Origin of the sequence: Methylophaga sp., assembly GCF_009711715.1 — a bacterium.
In the GTDB taxonomy this organism is placed as follows: Bacteria; Pseudomonadota; Gammaproteobacteria; order Nitrosococcales; family Methylophagaceae; genus Methylophaga.
The window spans coordinates 22,917-43,653 of sequence record NZ_VENF01000012.1 but is presented as its reverse complement, the minus strand read 5'-3'; the positions used below and the strand labels follow the sequence as shown (position 1 = coordinate 43,653).

General features: G+C 53.3%; 19 protein-coding genes. 6 read left to right on the top strand and 13 right to left on the bottom strand.

Annotated elements, in window-relative coordinates:
• Window positions 1-75: 75 nt before the first annotated feature.
• Entirely contained in the window at window positions 76-531 is a 456-nt protein-coding gene (gene tsaE, locus FH755_RS09810) for a tRNA (adenosine(37)-N6)-threonylcarbamoyltransferase complex ATPase subunit type 1 TsaE (RefSeq protein WP_292440940.1), read from the bottom strand.
• 12 nt (window positions 532-543) lie between these two features.
• Window positions 544-2,031 (bottom strand): NAD(P)H-hydrate dehydratase, encoded by a 1,488-nt coding sequence (locus FH755_RS09805; RefSeq protein ID WP_292440939.1) that lies wholly within the window; start codon window positions 2,029-2,031, stop codon window positions 544-546.
• Between the two features lie 47 nt (window positions 2,032-2,078).
• Here FH755_RS09805 and queG point away from each other — a divergent pair, with 47 nt between their 5' ends.
• Window positions 2,079-3,149 (top strand): tRNA epoxyqueuosine(34) reductase QueG, encoded by a 1,071-nt coding sequence (queG, locus tag FH755_RS09800; RefSeq protein WP_292440938.1) that lies wholly within the window; start codon window positions 2,079-2,081, stop codon window positions 3,147-3,149.
• A 57-nt stretch (window positions 3,150-3,206) separates the two neighbouring features.
• On the top strand, window positions 3,207-5,150 hold the full coding sequence (locus tag FH755_RS09795; RefSeq protein ID WP_292440937.1) for a methyl-accepting chemotaxis protein: 1,944 nt from the start codon (window positions 3,207-3,209) through the stop codon (window positions 5,148-5,150).
• Here FH755_RS09795 and FH755_RS09790 read toward each other — a convergent pair.
• The 7 genes from FH755_RS09790 to orn are packed head-to-tail and all read right to left on the bottom strand — an operon-like array spanning window position 5,147 to window position 12,144.
• Window positions 5,147-6,517, bottom strand: a complete 1,371-nt coding sequence (locus FH755_RS09790) for an ATP-binding protein (protein WP_292440936.1) — start codon at window positions 6,515-6,517, stop codon at window positions 5,147-5,149. The genes FH755_RS09795 and FH755_RS09790 overlap by 4 nt on opposite strands.
• Before the next feature lie 60 nt (window positions 6,518-6,577).
• The gene (gene phrB / locus FH755_RS09785; protein WP_292440935.1) at window positions 6,578-7,975 is read right to left on the bottom strand and encodes a deoxyribodipyrimidine photo-lyase; all 1,398 of its coding nucleotides are present in this window, start codon (window positions 7,973-7,975) and stop codon (window positions 6,578-6,580) included.
• Window positions 7,972-9,525, bottom strand: a complete 1,554-nt coding sequence (locus tag FH755_RS09780; protein WP_292440934.1) for a cryptochrome/photolyase family protein — start codon at window positions 9,523-9,525, stop codon at window positions 7,972-7,974. Before FH755_RS09780 ends, phrB begins: the two co-directional genes overlap by 4 nt.
• Window positions 9,525-9,920: a DUF3429 domain-containing protein gene (locus tag FH755_RS09775; RefSeq protein WP_292440933.1), complete on the bottom strand. Its 396-nt coding sequence runs from the start codon at window positions 9,918-9,920 to the stop codon at window positions 9,525-9,527. The genes FH755_RS09780 and FH755_RS09775 overlap by 1 nt, the downstream gene beginning before the upstream one ends.
• Window positions 9,920-11,386, bottom strand: coding sequence for an exonuclease domain-containing protein (locus tag FH755_RS09770; protein ID WP_292440932.1), 1,467 nt, complete (start codon window positions 11,384-11,386; stop codon window positions 9,920-9,922). The genes FH755_RS09775 and FH755_RS09770 overlap by 1 nt, the downstream gene beginning before the upstream one ends.
• Before the next feature lie 2 nt (window positions 11,387-11,388).
• Window positions 11,389-11,526, bottom strand: a complete 138-nt coding sequence (locus FH755_RS09765) for a DUF2256 domain-containing protein (protein WP_292440931.1) — start codon at window positions 11,524-11,526, stop codon at window positions 11,389-11,391.
• Between the two features lie 60 nt (window positions 11,527-11,586).
• Window positions 11,587-12,144, bottom strand: a complete 558-nt coding sequence (gene orn / locus FH755_RS09760) for an oligoribonuclease (protein ID WP_292440930.1) — start codon at window positions 12,142-12,144, stop codon at window positions 11,587-11,589.
• Between the two features lie 106 nt (window positions 12,145-12,250).
• Between orn and FH755_RS09755 the strand changes: the two genes are divergently transcribed.
• Both FH755_RS09755 and FH755_RS09750 read left to right on the top strand, forming a co-directional pair.
• A complete protein-coding gene (locus FH755_RS09755) occupies window positions 12,251-13,495 on the top strand; it encodes a M48 family metallopeptidase (protein WP_292440929.1) in 1,245 nt (414 codons plus the stop codon).
• 1 nt (window position 13,496) lies between these two features.
• Complete coding sequence (locus FH755_RS09750) at window positions 13,497-13,775, top strand: hypothetical protein (RefSeq protein WP_292440928.1); 279 nt, start codon at window positions 13,497-13,499, stop codon at window positions 13,773-13,775.
• Here FH755_RS09750 and FH755_RS09745 read toward each other — a convergent pair.
• From FH755_RS09745 to trxB, 4 genes are all read right to left on the bottom strand, one after another.
• The gene (locus FH755_RS09745; protein ID WP_292440927.1) at window positions 13,772-14,806 is read right to left on the bottom strand and encodes a GGDEF domain-containing protein; all 1,035 of its coding nucleotides are present in this window, start codon (window positions 14,804-14,806) and stop codon (window positions 13,772-13,774) included. The genes FH755_RS09750 and FH755_RS09745 overlap by 4 nt on opposite strands.
• Before the next feature lie 65 nt (window positions 14,807-14,871).
• Window positions 14,872-16,149, bottom strand: a complete 1,278-nt coding sequence (locus FH755_RS09740) for an MFS transporter (RefSeq protein WP_292440926.1) — start codon at window positions 16,147-16,149, stop codon at window positions 14,872-14,874.
• Window positions 16,150-16,167: 18 nt separating this feature from the next.
• Window positions 16,168-16,611: a universal stress protein gene (locus tag FH755_RS09735; protein WP_292440925.1), complete on the bottom strand. Its 444-nt coding sequence runs from the start codon at window positions 16,609-16,611 to the stop codon at window positions 16,168-16,170.
• 52 nt (window positions 16,612-16,663) lie between these two features.
• Window positions 16,664-17,599, bottom strand: a complete 936-nt coding sequence (gene trxB / locus FH755_RS09730) for a thioredoxin-disulfide reductase (RefSeq protein WP_292440924.1) — start codon at window positions 17,597-17,599, stop codon at window positions 16,664-16,666.
• A gap of 133 nt (window positions 17,600-17,732) precedes the next feature.
• Between trxB and FH755_RS09725 the strand changes: the two genes are divergently transcribed.
• Together FH755_RS09725 and lolA are read left to right on the top strand one after the other, a co-directional pair.
• Window positions 17,733-20,030: a DNA translocase FtsK gene (locus FH755_RS09725; protein WP_292440923.1), complete on the top strand. Its 2,298-nt coding sequence runs from the start codon at window positions 17,733-17,735 to the stop codon at window positions 20,028-20,030.
• A gap of 65 nt (window positions 20,031-20,095) precedes the next feature.
• Window positions 20,096-20,725: an outer membrane lipoprotein chaperone LolA gene (gene lolA, locus FH755_RS09720; protein WP_292440922.1), complete on the top strand. Its 630-nt coding sequence runs from the start codon at window positions 20,096-20,098 to the stop codon at window positions 20,723-20,725.
• The last annotated feature ends 12 nt before the right edge of the window (window positions 20,726-20,737 follow it).

Sequence of the window (20,737 nt, the reverse complement as noted above, 5' to 3'; positions counted from 1 at the left end):
AATAACATTTTGTCGAGCGGTATTGAAAAAATCAAGTTTTCTTTTTAAATAAGCAAGATAGACCTGAAACCTGAATTAAATGTGAAGTTTCGCACAGATTTTCTCACCGCGTGGGGATTGCGCTGAAATATGTGCCTGCCGACCCTGATCACGGTAATGCAGTTCGACCAGTAAATCCGGCTTTGGTAAATACTCACTCCCTCGTTTTGCCCACTCAATCAGGCAAATCGCCCGCGGGCTGAAGTAATCATCAAGTCCCAGAAACTCCAGTTCGCCCGGATCACTGAGGCGGTATAAATCAAAGTGATAGACCGGTCGGTCCGGCAAGGCGTAATGTTCAACCAGAGTATAGGTAGGACTTTTGACTTTGCCCTGATGACCCAGTGCCTGCAGAAAGCCGCGTGTCAGCGTAGTTTTACCGGCACCGAGCTCACCTTCCAAGTGGATAACACAGAGTTCCGCAGGGCAGGCAGCGGCCAGCCTGGCGCCCAGCGCCAGTGTTGCGGATTCATCAGCCAGAAATATTTGCAAAATAACGTTCTCTCAATAATGCAGGTTAACGAGATGTCGCAGATGGGGCATTAAATCCATTGCCAGCATACCGCGCTCACCCTCTTTTTCGGCTGCTTTATCCGCTGCCATCGCATGCAGCAAAACGCCGAGAGAGGCAGCGTCAATCAGGCTCAGTCGCTGAGCCAGTAGTCCGCCAATGACACCGGTCAGCGCATCGCCCATGCCGCCGCTAGCCATGCCGGGGTTGCCAGCAGTGCAGAGCCGAATCGGCAGCTTGCCATCATAAAGCAATGTGCCAGCCCCTTTCAGCACAATTACACCGCCATAGCGTTGTTGCAGTTGTTGCACAGCCTCAAAGCGGTTGGCTTGAATCTCGCGGCTGCTACAACTCAGAAGACGCGCTGCTTCACCGGGATGCGGGGTCAGAATCCAGTTATCACGCTGTTGAGGCGCCTGGCTCAGCATATTAAGTGCATCCGCATCGACCACCATCGGTTTTTCAGCATCCAGAGCACGCGCAAACAGCGTCTGGCTCCAGTGACTCTGACCCAGACCGGGGCCGATGGCCAGTATGCTGGCTTTATCCAGTAACGGTGCAAGAGCCTCGGCATGTTCAATGCCATGACACATCAACTCCGGCCGTGCCTGATTCAAGATGGCACTGTGCGCGGAATGGGTGGCAATACTGACAAGGCCACTGCCGACACGGGCACCGGCTTCAGCAGCAACCCGTGCGGCACCGGGCATGCCATTGTCACCCCCGATAACGACGAGGTGGCCATACAAGCCTTTATGAGCCGTACGCGGACGCGGGGATAGCAGCTCACGGTATTGCGGCAGTTCGATGCGCAAAGCGTCAGCCATGACAGCCTGGTAAACCACTGAGGGTACCTGCAAAGAATCAAAACAGATTTGGCCACAGTAATCCGGCGCATCACCGGTAAACAGGCCTTTGTTAAGACCGATAAAACTCAGCGTGACCGAGGCTCTAACCGCCACTCCCAGGGCTTTGCCAGTGTCGGCATGAATGCCGGATGGAATGTCCAGCGATAGAATTGGTGCAGGGTAAGCGTTATTGATGGCCTCAATTGCGCTGGCATAGCGGCCTTCAACCGCACGATCCAGGCCGGTACCGAATAAGGCATCTACAACCACATCCGCAGCCGGGAGGCTGCCTTCAAAGGGATGAATCACATCAGCAACGGCTTGTAGGGCTTCACGCGCCGCGCGGGTTTCATCGCTCATTTTATCGATGTGACCGACTTCAAACAGCTTGACCCGGTATCCATCCAGTAAGGCCTGACGTGCCAGTTCATAACCGTCACCGCCGTTATTGCCGCTGCCACTGACCACCACGATCTGCTTGGCCTCCGACCAGAAATGTTTGAGCGCCTGAAGCGCGCCGGCACCGGCCCTTGCCATCAATTGACCAGCGGCAATCCGGTGCTGTTCTATCACGAGTCGGTCAAGTTCGCGGGTCTGTTCGGCACTATACAGTTCGTGTGGCAGAGTAAGCATAAAGCCGGGCCCCAATTAGCGTTGCTTAAACATTTATAATAACGTGCATGAGTGAAAAATTCACAACATCAGAGTCACAGGCATTACTCGACAGAATGCAGCGCTGGGCCCGTTCGCTGGGCTTTCAGGCGCTGGGTGTCAGTGATATTGATCTGCACGATGCTGAAGAAAGGCTGCAAAGCTGGCTCGCCAAAGGCTTTCACGGCGAGATGGCGTTTATGCACAAGCATGGTGAAAAGCGTACCCGGCCTGATTTGCTGGTGGAAGGTACCGTCCGCGTTATCAGCGTACGCATGGATTACTGGCCGGGGGAAGCTGCCGACCCCTGGGAGGTGATTGGGAATGGCGACAAAGCCTTTATTTCCCGTTATGCGCTGGGACGGGATTATCACAAACTGATGCGCAAACGACTGGCCAGGCTGGCCGCAAAAATCGAAAAGGAAGTCGGACCGATGGGCTATCGGGTATTTACTGACAGCGCGCCGGTGATGGAAAAGGCCATTGCCGAGAAAGCCGGTCTGGGCTGGATAGGCAAACATACCAATGTACTCAGCCGTGACTGTGGTTCCTATTTTTTCCTGGGCGAAATCTACACCGATCTACCGCTGCCGCTGACAGAAACCACTTCGGCGCATTGCGGCAGTTGCACTGCCTGTATTGATATCTGCCCGACACAGGCGATTGTGGCACCGTATCAACTGGATGCCCGTCGCTGTATTTCCTACCTCACAATTGAACTGCGCGGTTCGATACCGGAGGTGTTCCGCCCCCTGATGGGCAATCGCATCTACGGCTGTGATGACTGCCAGCTGGTCTGTCCCTGGAATAAATATGCGCAGGCCACAGTGGAGTCAGATTACCTGCCGCGTGAGGGCCTGGATGCCCCGCAACTGGTCGATTTATTCAACTGGACGGAGCAGGAATTTCTGCAGCGACTGGAAGGCAGCCCGATTCGTCGTATCGGTTATGAATGCTGGCTGCGTAATATCGCTGTCGCTCTGGGGAATGCAGACAGCTCGCCTGCAGTGATCAACGCTTTGCAAAACAAACAGACCCATCCTTCAGCACTTGTCAGAGAACATGTGAACTGGGCGCTCGCCCAGCACGCCTTGTCATAAATTTGTCATTGAGAGCCGTTAAGCTCGCAGGTTGCATTTTTAATGTGATCGGCTTTTATGAAACTGTCTCTTGTCTCTCGTTTTATTACCTTTTCCATTGTCGGCTTATTGATTCTGTCAGCACTGACCGCTGTCTGGGGCTGGCGACAGCTGGATAAACCCTACCAGATTGCTGATGAGTTCCAGCAATACCGCAATACCTTTGATATCGATGTCCGCATTTTGCTGGAGCGGTATCTGGCCAGTGGTCAGGCTGATTTGCTGCAGCAGGCAGAAGACAAACTCAATGTGCTTGCGGAACAGTCATTTAACTGGCTGAATGAAGCTGAAAATCAGCAGATCCATGAGGCTATCAACCAACTGCAGAGCAGTGTGCAGGCGGTTCGGGCTGCTGGCAAACTGGCTGCCAATCCACAGACATTACTGATTAATAATGAGCGTGAACGCGCCGGCGATATCGGCATGCTGATCAGTTATGCCGATCAGGCAGATTATCAGTTCAATGCTGAACAGACCGTATTTCTCTCCACACTGGCCGAAATGGGCCGTAGTCTGAATCAACTGTCTCATCAGCGGCAGGCATTTTTTGAAGAGCAGGGTGAAGCCCGGCAAAAGGCTTTGCTGGCGCAGAACCAGAAATTCGCCGAGCTGGCTGCCAAGCTGGAATCAATGCCGCGATTTGGCATTTATACCGAAAAGGATGAAATGTCGCTGATCCCGCAGGAGCCGGATGAAATCGGTGAGGTCAGCATTGCGTCAGTGCAGAGTCTGACTCGCCGATATGACAAGGAGATCGCCAATACCATTAGTTTCATGCAGCAGGTCGACCAGGGCCGTGCCAGCCTGAACCAGCATATCCTCTCGCTGCAATCCACACTCAACAGTTTCCAGCAACAGATTGCCGATATTAAGGCGAGTATCACTAATCAGGTACGTTGGGCCATGCTGGCGGCTGTGGTATTGATTGTGATCGCGGTCAGCCTGCAGGCCTTTATACAGAAACTGACCCTGGCTTCATTGCTGGAACTGGAAAGCTTTTTCCGCGGCATGCAGAAAGGCGACTTCAGCCAGACCTTGGAGCTGGATAGCCGTTTTGAGGAAACCCGCTCGGCCGCGGATTCAGCCAGTCACCTGCAGACTTACCTGGCAGAACTGATTGCCAAACTGCAAGCGCAGGCACAGCATGTGACCAGCGCCAGCCAGTCACTGCAAAGTGTATCAGCCTCTACTTCGGAGCTGAGCCGGCAGCAGCATAATGCGACCGATCAGGTGGCAACGGCAGTGACCGAGTTGTCTTATTCCTTTAAGGAAGTCGCTGATAACGCCATTCAGGCATCGAAATCGGCCAGTGAGGCCAATCAGGCGACACAAACCGCCCGTCATACGCTGAGTGAAGCGACCGAAGCCAGTGAAAAACTGGCGGCCGATCTGATGGATGTAGAAAAGGTCATGAACAAGCTGGAACAGAACGGCAATAATATCCGTGCCGTGCTGGAGGTGATTCAGGGGGTAGCCGAACAGACCAATCTGCTGGCGCTGAATGCCGCTATCGAGGCCGCTCGTGCCGGTGAACATGGCCGCGGTTTTGCGGTCGTGGCCGATGAAGTCCGCCAACTGGCATCCAGAACCACCCAGTCCACCGAAGAGATCCGCAGCATTATTGTGCAATTAACCGATTCCGGATCAGAGGCCACCGCGATTGTCAGTCGCCAGAGTCTTGCTGCTGCTGATTGTGCCAGACAGACAGCCCAGGCCCGTTCGGCGATGGAGCCCGTGGTATCAGCGATAAAAACCATCAACGAGATCAATGCGGCGATTGCTTCGGCTACCCAGGAACAGACAACGACGGTCGATGAAATTGCTCGCACCACAGAGCAAATCAAACTGGATTCGCAGCAGGTTGATCAGTATGTCGGTGATATCAATCATGCCGGTGAGGATATGACCCGAATCAGTTATACGCTGGAACAACTGGTCAGACAGCTGAAGCAGGCTGATTAATTATTGGCAAGGGGCAGATCAAACCAGAAGGTTGATCCCTGGTTTTTCTGACTGTCAAAATCGAGTCTGCCATTCATGGCTTCCAGCAGATTCCTGGTGATGACCAGGCCAACGCCACTGCCTTCGGTGCTTGAGTTTTCCTGCCCCAGCCTGGAAAAAGAACGGAACATCTTCTCCTGATGTTTCTCGGAAATGCCGATGCCGGTGTCACGGATCCTGACGCGCAGATGGTTGCCAAGCTGGTCATAGCTCAGTATCAGCTTGCCGCCCTTGCGATTGTATTTAACCCCATTGTTGAGCAGATTGAGCAGGACCTGCTTGAGCCGCATCGCATCGGCGATAACAGGGCAATCGGGGGCCGGAGCAATATCCAGTGACACCGATTTTTCATCGGCCAGAGTCTTGATCAGCGGCAGACAGTCCTCGACCAGTTTGCCGATATGCTGTTCAGTCAGATTCAGCTCCAGTTTGCCGGACTCCACTTTCGCCAGATCCAGCACCTGATTTATCAAAGTCAGTAAATGGTTACTTGCTTTGAGAATATGATTAAGACTATCTTTCTGCTCACGTGTCGGCGGCGATTCCGGATCGCTGGCCAGTAACTGGGTAAAGCCCAGAATCGCATTGAGCGGGGTTCTGAGCTCATGACTCATACTGGAGAGAAATTCTGTTTTGGCCTGGCTGGCTTTTTCAGCCTGATCTCTGGCTGCTACCAGTTCATTGGTCTGTTTCTGCAGCAGTTTATTGACACACAGGGCCCGCCAGTATTCGGTGTTAGCGCGCTTGGCCTGCACCAGTAAAAAGACCAAATAGGCTGCCAAACCGAAAATCAGGCTGGCAGTGAGGGTATTCCACTGCAAAATTATCACGCTTGTGATCGGCAGGAAGATCAGCAGCAGATAAAGCTGGGTCATGCGTTTCCAGATAAACAGGCTGGTGGCCGCCCCGGCGGCAATGCCAATCGTGAACATCATGATGACCATATTGATGGTGATGTTCTGATACAGATAAAAGCTGGCCGCGACATAAAAGCCCCAGACCGCAGCGGAGATTGAGAACATGATGTAGCTGAGTAGACGCCATGTTTTCAGCCGTATTCGCTGACAAAACAGCAGGCGGATGCTGAACAGTCGTAGCAGGACCAAGATGGTCATGATGGTAAACAGGCTACAGATGATACTGCTGGCCCCGTCCATAATCGGGGATGCGGTGGCGGAGATCAGTAAAGCCAGCAGCACGATCAGGCCGCCTGGGAGGGAGCGTTTGGCCAGGTCTCTGGCCGCGTGCTGGTTAAGCTCGCTGATAGTGGCCGCATCCATTGTCGGTAAAGCAGGATCCAGGTAACCGTGTAAATGTGGACGAGCCATAGCTGGGTATCAGGCAAAAATTAGCGCACAAGATACCACATTGATTCAAGTGTGGGAAAATCAGCTGTTTTTCAGATTGGCAAAGGCTTCAATCGCCTGTTGACGAGCTGGCTTGTAATCAATCACAGGAGCCGGATATCCCAGTTTTGAACGTTGCTCATCACTCGGATTATGAATTTGTTTGCCACTGAGTTCAGCCAGTTCCGGCACAAAACGGCGGATAAACTCACCCTCCGGATCAAAACGCTCTGACTGTCGGGTCGGATTGAATACCCGGAAATAGGGCGCCGCATCCACGCCGGTGGAAGCACTCCACTGCCAGCCGCCGTTATTGGCAGCAAACTCGCCATCAATCAGATGCTGCATGAAAAACTGCTCACCACGGCGCCAGTCAATCAACAGCAGTTTGCTCAGGAAACTGGCGCTAATCATTCGCAGCCGGTTATGCATCCAGCCGGTCTGGATCAGCTGGCGCATGGCAGCATCGACAATTGGGAAGCCTGTTCTACCGGCACACCAGGCTCTGAAACCGTCCTCGTTATCAGACCAGATGACCTGATCGGTTTCGGGTTTGAAAGGTTTTTCCATGCTCAGACGAGGGAAATGCAGCAGCAACTGGCGGTAAAAATCCCGCCAGGCCAGTTCCTGCAGCCAGACATTATCCTGCCAGTGCATTTTCTGTGCTCCACAGTGATACTGAATGCTAGCTAAAAGACGACGCGGACCGAGTCGGCCGATCGAGAGATAGGGGGACAGTAAGCTGGTGGCGGGTTCAGCCGGAAAATCGCGCCGTTCAGAATAATGCTTCAACCGTTTTTCACAGAATTTGTCCAGCTTTGCCAGTAACTCGTCTTCCGCGGCTGGCCAGATATCGTCACGATAGTCCCCGGCCCAGTCAGGTTTTTGCCAGTCAACGTTGAATGCCTCGGCCTGTTTCTCCGGTTCCGGGTAAGGTTCGCGTTGTGTCTCCTGCAGGAGCTGCAACCAGCGACGGTAATAGGGGGTGAAGACTTTAAAAGGTTCATCCTGCTGAGTCAGCACCGGCAGTGCAACCAGTAAATCCGTTTCCAGTGCGTGGCAGGCAATACCGGCTTCGGTAAAGATATCCACCACCGCCTGATCCCGGCGGCGCTCGTCCAGCGGTGTTTCCTGGTTAAACCAGAGGGCGCTGAAATTCTGCTGCTGGCAGAAATCAAGCAACAGATCCGGCACATCGGCAAACATCGCCGTTTCGAGCAGGTGCAGCGGGATGCCTTTGCTGGCGAGTTGCTGCTGAATATCCTTCACACTGTCGGCTTTAAGTCCCAGCTTGGCGGCTGACTCGTCATGCTGTTGCCATTGGCCGGGACAGGCCACGAACACCACTTCAATGCCGCCCTGTTGCTGGGCAAGATATAAAGCCGGATTATCGTCCAGCCGCAAATCATTTCTCAGCCAGACCAGTTGTGTTGTTGTCATCCCTGCTCCTTGTAACCGGATTGATCCAGGTGTTGATACAGCCAGTTCGTCCGCTCGCGGATGGCCTGCTTTTCGTCATCTTTTTTATTATCCCAGTTCCTTACCTGCATCCCCAGTCGCGGGTTGCGAGATAACCAGTCACGGTGATGATCAATAAAGGACCAGTACAAAGTGGTAAACGGACAGGCTTGATCACCGCTGGCCTGCTTGGGATTGAACCTGCAGTGGTCGCAGTAGTTGGACATGCGTTTGATATAGGCACCGCTGGCAATATACGGCTTGGAGCCGACAATGCCGCCATCGGCATACTGACTCATACCGATGGTATTGGGGACCTCCACCCAGGCGACAGCATCGATAAACATACCGAGATACCAGCGATGAATCTGTTCCGGTTTGACGCCCCATAGTAAGGAGAACAGTCCGGTCACCATCAGTCTTTGTATATGGTGACCGTAGCCGTAGGTCAGTACTTGTTTAACAGACTGACACATACAGGTCATATCGGTTTCGGCATTCCAGTAAAAACCGGGTAGATCGCGTTGTCGATCCAAAGCGTTATAGTCCAGCCAGTTGTCGCGGTAATACCAGTAAAGTCCACGGATGTATTCACGCCAGCCCAGGATTTGGCGGATAAAGCCTTCCACGGCGTTCAGCGGCGCTTTGCCATCACGGTATGCCTGTTCGGCCGCAGTGATCACTTCCATTGGGTGTAACAGTTTCAGGTTGAGGCAAGCTGACAGACGGGCATGGTAAAGAAAGGGCTGCTCGGTCCACATCGCATCCTGGTAATCACCAAAATGCGATAGCCGGTGTTCAATGAATTCATCCAGCTGTTCCAGTCCCTGCTCACGAGTCACCGGCCAGTTAAAGTCAGCTATCTCGCCCGGTAAATCCGGCAGATGGTTTTCTATATCGCTGATGACCGAGCGGGTCATGGCATCGGTTTTAAATTGCAGTGGTGCGGGGATGGAGTCAGGACCATTTTTACCGAAAGTCTTGCGGTTATCTTTATCAAAATTCCACTGACCACCTTCCGGCTTGTGGTTGTTGTCCATGAGGATTTGCCGATCCTGACGCAAATGCCGGTACCAGTGCTCCATTCTGGGCTGACGCCGGGCCTGCATCCAGCGCCTGAACTCGCCGCGTCGGCTGATAAAGTGATTGTCACTCAGCCACTCAATATCAAGCTGGTGGTGCTGACAGCACGCAGCGAGTTCACGCATCACCGCCACATCGCCGGGCAGTACACAGCGGACCTGACTGATCTCGTATTTATTCAGGGTGGCAGTGAGCGCCTCGGTAAAGCTCTGATAGCCGTCACTGAGGGTGGCGTAATGTAAAGCAAAGCCCTGGATTTCGATGGTTTGGGCAAAATGCCGCATCGCAGACAGAAAAAACACGCTGCGTTGTTTGCTGGACGGCGTTTCACTGGAAGCCGCTTTAACTTCGGCCATCCAGAACCGGTCTTTGTCCCGGTCCACGTCATGCCAGAGCAAGCTGTCCCGGTTAAGTTGATCACCGAGAATCAGGTTCAGACGCAAACCCATCAGAAGTTAGCCAGCACCAGTGACAGGGCGGCAACCAGGCTGAGCTGTCCACGCAGTATCAGAAAATCATGTGCAATAAAGCGCCGCAGCAGAGACCATTCATACAGCCACAAAGCGACAAATGACAATGCTGCCAGCCAGAGCCAGTTATAGGCCGGCGTCAGCAGCCAGAGCCAGGCCCAGAGCATGGCACTGACGGCAACCAGAGCAACATGCGCCGGCAGTTTTTGCCTGATGCTTAAAGTCCACAGCATGCCGCCGAGAAAACTGAAAATCAGTGCAGCATAATCAATCAGAAAAATTTCGGCATGGCGGCTGTTCAGCAGGCTGCCAAGCGCCAACACAATAAAAGGGATCAAGCCGGCGTAACCGAGGTAGCGGTGTTGTGGCCTCATCAGACAAGCTCCGTTTGGTCCAGGGAAAAGGGTTTAATGACCAGCCGCTGATGCTTTTGCCGGTCCGGGGTGAGCAGGAAACGCACCAGAATTTTGTAGCTGTCCCGGTCGAAATAGGCGGGATTCCGCTGGTTTTTATTGAGCAACTGCTGACAATCAGACTCATCCCGGACCTGGCCCAGGTAACGCCATTGGTCGACAAGGTGGTAATGCACCGACTCCCAGCTTTCATGCACCGGATGCTCTTCAATGATGATTGGGCCCGGCCACGGCCATTGCTGATTTTTGAGGCTGTCAAGCGCCAGTTTGAGACGCAGGTTATAGCTGGCTGCGCTCTCTTTGCCACAACAGGCGCCGCGACATTTTTTTAGCTGAAAGCCAAAGCATGCACCCAGCTGACGCTTTTCCAGACCGCAGAGTTTCTGGCAGAGCTGATGTGACTGCGCCAGATCCAGCAATGTGTTCTGCGCCTGCTTACGGCTACGAAACAGACCAAATCGACGGGTGATATCTTCGATCGCAGTCATATCGGTCGCCACCACTTCGGTCTGTAACAGACCGTCATCAGTCTCAGTCAGTGAGATCTGATACAAGGTTTTGCTTTTGGTCTGGCGGCGGTTAAAGCGCGGTGAATACTGTTTTATTTCGGTGTTTTCCAGCAACTGGGCACCGAAGTCTGAAGGCGTCTGCTCAAACTCGATATGATGCAGCGCCTTGCTGATATCGAGTTCCTTTGCATTTTTGTGATCCTGACTGAAATGGCTCAGTACCCGTTCGCGAATATTGACAGATTTGCCGATATAGAGCGGGACACCTTCGGCATCCAGAAAACGATAAATGCCGGGCTGGTCAGGCAGGGCATCAATTTGTTTCTGACTGAGGTGGCTGGGCAGGCTGGGCCGTTTAAGCAGCTGTTTGCAGACCGTCTCGATTTGCTCGGCAGCAAACTGGTCGCTGATATGCTGCATAAAGGCAAGAATGACTTCGGTATCGGCCATCGCCCGGTGGCGATCATCGATTTCGATACCCAGCCTCTCGATAATGCGGTCCAGGCCGTGATAACGGTGCTCAGGAAACAGCTTGCGGCTGAGTCTGACTGAGCACAAAGTCTTGCTGTTAAGCTGAAAGCCGCAGCGCAGGAAAGACTGTTTCAGAAAGCTGTAATCAAAGCGGGCATTATGAGCGACGATTACCCGGTCCTGCAGACGCTCGAATAGTGCCGGCGCAATGGTTTCGAAATGCGGCGCCTCTTCCACCATCGGGTTCGTGATGCCGGTCAGGCGGGTAATCCAGGGCGGGATGGCGATACCGGGATTGATCAGTGTCTGCCAGCGATCAACAACGACGCCGTCGTCTATTTGAATTAATGCCAGCTCGGTCATGCGATCCCGGCTGGCGCGGCCACCAGTGGTCTCGCAGTCGAGCAGAACCATGCGGGGTGGGAATGCAGATAAATCAGCCATCATAATTATCGCGAATGCCTGCGGCAGCGCTCGGAACAATATTTAACCTGATCCCAGTCTCTGCGCCATTTCTTGCGCCAACTGAAAGGGCGCTGACAGGCAAGACAGATTTTGCTGGACAGATGTGGTTTCTGATGGACCATGTCACGGTATTGAAAACAGAGCAGACAATCTCGCTCTCAGTCCGTGAAAACGATGTGAATCTAGACGGTCTCAGGCAGTTTAATCATATGTTCGCGGTAATGCTGAAGTTCACGAATGGAGTCCTTGATATCATCCATTGCCAGGTGCGATGAATTTTTCTTGAAGGATTTTTCCACTTTGGGCGCCCAGCGACGCGCCAGTTCTTTCAGGCTGCTGACATCCAGATTGCGGTAATGGAAAAAGGCTTCGAGCTCCGGCATACAGCGCGCCAGAAAACGACGGTCCTGACAGATGCTGTTGCCGCACATCGGTGACACGCCGGCAGGGACATATTTGCGCAGAAATTCCAGCGTCTTTTCTTCAGCGATGGCCTCGTTGATGGTGCTTTCGCGTACCCGCTCGGTGAGGCCGGATTTGCCGTGCTGGCGGGTATTCCATTCATCCATCCCATCCAGAACCGAGTCGGGTTGATGTATGGCAAAGACGGGGCCTTCTCCCAGTACGTTGAGTTCGCTGTCAGTGACGACGGTAGCGATTTCGATAATATAGTCAGTATTGGTGTCGAGACCGGTCATTTCCAGGTCAATCCAGATCAGGTTGTTTTTGCTTTTGGCCATGGTCTCCGTCTTTATCATTGATGAATGGGATGAACTAACTTGCCAGAGATTGTATCAAAGGCTACTCTTCATGACATTTTTATATGGGAAAACTTAGGCTTAGCGTATGAACGAATTCAGTTGGATATTTTTGGCGGCGGTGTTGCTGATGACTGCGGTGGAAATCTGGTTATCATTCAGACAGGGGCGTTATGTCACTGCTCATCGCGACGAAGTCCCGACTGCGTTCAAAGAACAAATCAGCCTGGCCTCGCATCAGAAAGCTGCGGATTACACCGTGGCCAAAGGCAAGTTCAAACGTACTGAAACGCTTTACAGCAGCGTCATCCTGCTGCTCTGGACGCTGGGCGGCGGACTGGCGGTGCTCTACGGTGGCTGGACACAGTTTGAGATGGGCCCGATGTTAGGTGGGGTTATCTTTTTTCTCAGTTTCCTTTTGATCGGCTCGCTGCTTGAGCTGCCATTTTCCTATTACAAAACCTTTGTGCTCGAAGATAAATTCGGTTTTAACCGGCAGACACCCGGCCTGTTTTTTTCGGATTTCATCAAGCAAACCATTCTGATGCTGGTGGTCGGCGGTCTGCTGATCTGGGTCGCATTGTGGATGATGGGGAGTGCTGGTGAACTCTGGTGGCTCTACTTGTGGGCCGCCTGGATGGGTTTTGCTGTATTCATGATGTGGGCTTACCCGGCCTTTATCGCCCCCCTGTTCAACAAGTTTACGCCGCTGGAAGATGATCAACTGCGAAAGCGGGTGGAAAATCTGTTGAGCCGTTGCGGTTTCAAGAGTCAAGGGATTTTTGTGATGGACGGTTCTCGTCGCAGCGGTCATGGAAATGCCTACTTTACCGGCATGGGCAGTAATAAACGCATCGTGTTTTTCGACACCTTGCTGAACACCCTGAATGAAGATCAGATCGAGGCCGTACTGGCCCACGAACTAGGTCATTTCAGCCGTAAGCACGTGGTTAAAAACATGTTTGTGATGGCCGGCCTGAGCCTGTTGGGGCTGGCCTTACTGGGCTGGGCCTCGGGTCAAACCTGGTTCTTTGAGGGGCTGGGTGCCAACACTGAATCGAACGCCATGGCATTGGCGCTGTTTATGCTGGTGATCCCGGTTTTTCTGTTCTTCCTGCATCCGCTGATGACGTCCTTGTCACGCAAATATGAATACGAAGCCGATGATTATGCGGCCTCGGTTTCCAATGCCGATGATTTGATTGCGGCGCTGGTTGCACTTTACAAGGAAAACGCCAGTACGCTGACGCCGGATCCGCTGGTTTCCGCCGTTTACGATTCGCATCCGCCGGCGGCTTTGCGGATTGCGCACCTGCAGTCGGGGACGGCGTAATATGCGGTTGCTGCTGACTTCACTGGCTATTTTGTTCAGCAGTGCCGCACCGGCGCAGAATGGTAAAGCCCTGCATGATGCAGCCTGTTTGGAGTGCCATGCCTCGCTGGGTGGCGGTGACCCGTATCAGTTGTATCAGCGTGATGACCGTAAGGTGCGTTCGCTGCAGGACCTGGAATCACGCTTGCAGCATTGTATGCGGGCGGCTGATGTCAGTTGGGACCGCGATCAGCAGAAAGCGGTAGTGAATTACCTTAACAGCCGTTTTTACCGGTTCTAGGCAAAATTGACCCTGTTGCGGCCGTCGGCCTTGGATTGATACAGCGCCCGGTCGGCCCGTTCAATCAGATCACGGGCTGTGTCGCCCGCTTGCAGGTGGGTGATGCCGACAGAAACGGTGACCTGACCGATAGATTCTTCACTGCCTTTTTTCTTGAGGCGGCTGGCAGCGAAGGTCTGACGGATTTTTTCTGCCAGCATAAAGGTTTCTTCCAGACTGCTGTGCAGAAAAATCATCGCCATTTCCTCGCCACCGAAACGGGCGGCAATGTGCATATCATCGCGGTGTGCATTGAGAATAGAGGCAAAGTACTGCAACACCTTGTCGCCCAGCAAATGACCGAAAGTGTCGTTCAGACGCTTGAAATTATCGATATCAAACAAAGCCAATGAAAAGGTCATATCCCGGTCCTGGCACAGCTGCGCCAGTTCCCGGTTAAAGGTACCACGGTTAATCAGACCGGTGAGACCGTCTGTGCGTGCAGAGTGTTTGACGGTTTCCAGTTCCTCACGCAGTTTCATGATTTCCTGGGATGACCGGGCCAGTTCACTTTTGAGCTCATGACTGCTCTGGGTCAACTGTTGGGTGTTACTGAGGATCTGGGTCACCAGTCCTTTGAGTTCCTGAATATCATTGCAGTTTTCCAATAAAGACTGGCTCTGAGTCAGGCCCGTACTACAGTGTGTCGCTGTGGCTTCCACCCGGTTGATATTCTGCAGGGTATTGTCGACCACGAGTTTCAAGCCGTTATTGGTGTGATTGAGACGCTCAGGCATGCCCATCAGCACATATTTTTCATACAGGTACTGAGTGACTTCTGCGGTAATCGGCTGGTTTTTGCTCAGGCGGGTGTCAATGGCACTGATGAGTTCGGCATTATCGCCGGAGACATATTCATACCAGACCGCGTAATTGACCGGATTGACCGGTGTTTTATGCTGGTTAACGAGGGGGAGTGTTCGCCGTAGGTTTTCTGAGGCCTGCTGGAATTCGTGGTCGTAGACCGGGGGGAACGACGTTAGTTTGCTCACGTGTGGCTCTCAATGTGACTTAAACCCTACATGAGCTAGGAGAATTACCTAATTTTGCAGGAATATCAAGCCTGTTTTGCTTTTTGTGCACGTGTTGCCAGTAATATTGCGACTATGATTGTAATGACAGGAATGGCCTGCATCATGATCTGACTGGAAACTGCGGCCAGTGCTGCCATCAGTGTGATCATCAGAAAAGTAATCATCACGATATTCTGAACCCAGTTATTCCCCGCCAGAATAGTACCCAGCTGGTCGGTCGGCGCATGCAGTTGGATCAGCGCATTCAGCGGTATAATGAAAAGGCCACCAAAAAAGCCGAAGCTGAGAATGGTGACTGCGAATGCCACTGTTGATGACAGCCCTGGCACGATAAATAACACCACGCCCATACCGATGGCGCCAACGGGAATCAAGCCGGTTTTAATATGCCCTTTACGGCCGGTTCCGGCAACCAGTGAACCGATGATAATGCCGATACCGGAGCACGCCAGCAGGCCCTGAATCACAATCGTGTTGTCTTCGACCAGCACAATCTTGGCAAAAGCCGGAAAGGTCGCCAGAAAGGTCTGGGAGATGCCCCAGAACATTGACAGACCCAGAATGGCATACCAGATGACGGGCTGACGATGGATACGTCGCAGGTTTTCCCGCAGAATATGGCCCTTGCGGTAGCGTTGCCAATCAAAGCGTTGCCCCGGTAATGCCGACTTGGTGAGGGGCAGGCGGCAGGCCAGCATAAACTCCACAATACTGAGCAGGACCAGCAGCCAGCCAATCGGCGCGATATGTTGAATCAGCTCGGCTTCATTGCTGTATTGATGCCCGCTCAACTGTGTTTCAAACAGGATAGTAAAAATGAAAATACCGCTTAAAATCGCGACAATGGTGGTGGCCTGAATAAATCCATTGGCCGGTGCCAGTCTTTCATTACCTGCCAGTTCGCGGATATAGCCATATTTGGCAGGGGAGTATAGCGCGCTCTGGGCGGCCAGTAGCAGTGTCAGAGCAAAGGCAAACAGAAACCAGCCCTGGTAGTAAGCCAGCGTGATCAGCAGGGTAATCAGGATGGCAGCAAAGGCGGTGGCGCGCATGAGCTGAGGTTTAGCAAAGCGATCCGACAGATAGCCGGCGGGTGTGAATAACAGGATGAAAGGCAGCAGAATCAGCGCGTTGATAATCGCGGTCAGGCCGACCTGCACCGCATCATCATAAATCTTAAAAATCGTATTCTGGATCAGGATTTTATGGCCCAGATCGACCATCGCATTGATAAAGGCGACAGCCAGAAAGCTCATAAAGCCGGGCAGACCGGCTGTTTCCAGCAAGTTGGATTTTGCCACGTGTTGTGCTTTAAGCGGTCAGTCTTTAAGCCTGACGGCGAGTACATCACAATGCGCGTGGTGCAGCACGGCATTGGCGGTCGAGCCCAGCAGCATCTTAATACCGTGACGGCCATGGGAACCGACCACGATTAAATCCACCTGGTTTTCATCGGCAATCCTCACCAGATCATGACCGGGGCTGCCACATTCCACCCATTGCTGGGTGGGGGGAATCGAGAGTTCTGCGGCCAGTTTGCTTAACTGTTTTTTGCCTGAATCGAGCAGTGCTTCACGCATATCAATGTCGACGCTGATCATCGGCTCATAGGCAAAGTCGGTTAATGGAAAATCTTCCACAATATGACAGATGCTGAGTTTGGCCTGATTACGTTCCGCCAGCGCCTGTGCCTTGTTGCAGACCTCTTCGGTGTGGCTGGAAAAATCCACAGCGATCAGAATGTGTTGATAATCGGAATCCATATGCGCTCCTCTGACAAAAAAGGGCGGTGAGCCGCCCTTTCATTGTATGACTTTAGTCGTTGTCCAGAAACCGTTCGGCGTCCAGTGCCGCCATACAGCCGGCACCGGCTGAGGTAATTGCCTGACGATAAATGGGATCGGAGACATCGCCGGCTGCAAACACACCCGGGATACTGGTCTCCGTACCTTTCTTCAGAATGATGTAATCATGCTCCATTTCCAGCTGGCCTTTGAACATACCGGTATTGGGCTGGTGGCCGATGGCAATGAAGACACCCTGAACCGGAATTTCCTGGTCCTTGTTGTCTTTGGTGCTTTTGACCCGGATTCCGGTCACACCGGCATCATCACCCAATACCTCATCCAGTACATGATTCCAGAGAATCTCGACATTACCCTCTTCAGCACGCTTGAGCAGTTTGTTGCTGAGAATTTTTTCGGAGCGGAATGAGTCGCGACGATGAATAACGGTCACCTTGGAGGCGATATTGGACAGATATAAGGCTTCTTCCACCGCGGTGTTACCACCGCCGATAACCGCGACCGGCTGACCTTTATAGAAGAAACCGTCACAGGTGGCACAGGCAGAAACACCACGGCCTTTGAAGTTTTCTTCCGACTCAAGGCCCAGGTACTTGGCCGAGGCGCCGGTCGCAATAATCAGTGCATCGCAGGTGTATTCTCCGGCGTCACCAATCAGGCGAAAAGGACGTTGACTCAGATCCGCAGTGTGAATATGGTCGAAAACAATGTCAGTGCCAAACCGTTCGGCATGCCGCTGCATCCTTTGCATTAATTCCGGGCCCTGTACCCCCTGATCATCCCCTGGCCAGTTATCGACATCAGTGGTCGTTGTCAGCTGACCCCCTTGTTCGATACCGGTGATAAGAACCGGTTCCAGCGCCGCGCGGGCAGCATAGACCGCTGCTGTGTAACCGGCAGGACCTGAGCCCAGAATCAATAAACGACAGTGTTTGGCGTCTGCCATGAGGGTTGCCTCCAAAGGATGTTGATCGAGTAGCAGGTAGAGTAACGACTGCTGTGACTTTGGACAAGCATGTTAGTTCAAAAGCTGTGTTAAAATCAGACGTTAATTTATTGGCTGAGTTGGAAATATTACTGTGGCACAAGCGACAAGAGTCAATGACAAACAGAAACAGAATGAAGCTGCCGGCGCAGTGGGCTTCCGCCTGCGTGAAGCGGCCCTGATCCTGGCCGTCGCGCTGGCAGCCTATCTGTTGCTGTCATTATGGAGCTATGAGCCCACCGATCCGGGCTGGTCGACGACCGGTGCTGATGATCTGATTGCCAATAGCGGCGGCATCGTCGGTGCCTGGCTGGCCGATGCATTGTTATATGGTTTTGGCTTCCCGGCCTATCTGTTTCCTTTTATGGTCGGTTTTTCCGGTTGGTTATTATTCAGCTGGGGTAAGCGGGCTGACAGTGATGATGCGCTGCATTTCTGGGTGTTGAAAATGGTCGGCCTGCTGATGGCGCTGGCGGCTGCGAGTGGGCTGTCCTCGCTCAGTCTGACCCAGTATGCGCAACTGTTGCCAATGGGCGCCGGTGGTGTGCTCGGTGAAGTGGTCGGCCAGGGGTTTGAATCTGTCTTCGGCGCCTCCGGTACCAGCCTGTTATTGCTGGCGGTGCTTCTCACTGGGGTCACGCTGTTTACCGGGCTGTCCTGGCTGATGGTGATCGACAAACTGGGTAGCGTGGCGATGATTGCTGTGGTCTATGTCAGCCGCTGGCTGCGCGAAATGAAAGATGATCTGCAGGCGCGCCGTACGCGTCAACAGCGCGAGGAAACCTTCCGCGAGCAGAAAGAAAAACTGCAGCACAAAGCCAAGGTGCGGATTGAACCGGTACTGGACAAGAAAGAACCCAGCAAACGCGAAGAAAAAGAAAAACAGGTGCCCCTGTTTGAAACCCCGGACGCGCCCGGCATGCCGGCGCTGGCTTTACTGGATATGCCCAAGGCCAGTCAGAGTGCCTTCAGTGAGGAAGTTTTGCAGGCGCTGTCACGTCAGGTTGAACTGAAACTCAAAGATTTCGGCGTTGAGGTGCAGGTCGTTGAGGTGCAGCCCGGTCCGGTGGTCACCCGCTTCGAATTGCAACCGGCCCCCGGTATCAAAGTCAGCCGTATCAGTGGTCTGGCTAAAGATCTGGCCCGCGCCCTGTCTGTCAGCAGTGTGCGGATTGTCGAAGTCATTCCCGGCAAGCCGGTAGTGGGACTGGAAATTCCCAACGAAACCCGGGAAATCGTGCGTTTGCGGGAGATCCTCGCCTGCGAGGATTACGAAAACAGCAAATCTTTGCTGGAACTGGCACTGGGTAAAGATATTGCAGGCCGGCCAACGGTTGCCAACCTGGAAAAAATGCCACACTTGCTGGTGGCGGGGACCACCGGTTCCGGTAAGTCCGTTGCCGTTAACGCGATGATTCTGAGCATTCTGTACAAGGCGACACCGGAACAGGTGCGCATGATTATGGTCGACCCCAAAATGCTGGAACTGTCGGTTTATGAGGATATTCCGCACTTGCTGGCACCGGTAGTGACTGATATGAAAGAGGCTGCGAATGCGCTGCGTTGGTGTGTCGCCGAAATGGAGCGACGCTACCCGCTGATGGCGGCACTCGGCGTCAGAAATATTGCCGGCTACAACAAGAAAGTGCGTGATGCGATCGAGCGCGGCGAACCCATTAAAGATCCGACCATGGATGTGGAGCCGGGTGAAGTGGCACCGACGCTGGAGCCATTACCTTTTATTGTGGTCGTTATCGACGAATTGGCCGATATGATGATGGTGGTGGGCAAGCAGGTTGAAGAGCTGATTGCGCGGCTGGCACAGAAGGCCAGGGCTTCCGGCATCCACCTTATTCTGGCAACACAGCGCCCGTCAGTCGATGTCATTACCGGTCTGATCAAGGCCAATATTCCGACCCGGATTGCTTTCCAGGTTTCATCACGTATCGACTCGCGCACGATTCTGGATCAGATGGGCGCTGAGCAATTGCTTGGGCAGGGCGATATGCTCTATCTGCCACCAGGCAGTGGATTGCCGGAGCGTGTTCATGGCGCTTTTGTTGATGATCACGAAGTCCATGCGGTGGTCGAACACCTGAAAAAAATGGCGGCTCCCAATTATCTGGAAGAAATCACTCAGGACCCGGCGGGGGATGATGGTGAAGGTGGCCTCGGTGACCCCAGTGACGCCGAGTCCGATCCGCTGTACGACCAGGCGGTGCAGATTGTGACAGAGAGCCGCCGTGCTTCAGTTTCCGGCATTCAGCGCCGGCTTAAGATTGGCTATAACCGGGCCGCCCGCATTGTTGAAGCGATGGAAGCTGCCGGTGTGGTCTCTGCGATGCAGGGTAATGGCAGTCGCGAAGTCTTGGCCCCGCCGCCGCGTGATTAAACAGGCCGGAACCCCACGGTGATCCCGCAGTCTGCTCAAATAACACAGGACAATGGAGTCAGTGCATGACCTTTTTTAAATCATCAGCTCTGCTGCTGGGCTTTTTTCTTTCCACCGCCGCGTTGGCAGCCGACGATGCGACCGCAAAGCTGGAACAGTTTGTAGAGAATGTTGAGACTTTTTCAGCCCACTTTGAACAGATGGTTATCGACGCCGAAGGGAATCTGCTGGAGGAAGCCGAAGGAGAGTTCCAACTCGAGCGTCCCGGCAAATTCCGTTGGGACTATCAGGAACCCTACCCACAGCAGATTGTGGCTGATGGTGAGCGGATCTGGTTCTATGATGTGGATCTGGAACAGGTGACCGTCAAATCACAACAGGAAGCCCTGGCGGATACGCCTGCCAGCCTGCTTTCCGGTGAGGTGGTCCCGGCAGAGAAATACCATATCCAGAACCTGTCATCGGACGATGGACTGCGCTGGGTGGAACTGACCCCCAAAGAGACGGAGTCGAATTTTCAGGCAGTGAGTCTGGCCTTTGACGGTGATTCCCTGCAGCAGATGATCATGCGAGACAGTTTTGATCAGCGCACCCGGCTGATTTTCAGTCAGGTACAGGAAAACCCGACATTCGAACGCAATATTTTCAGCTTTACTCCACCGGCCGGCGTTGATGTGGTCGGCGACAGCCAATAAAGGTTAACACCG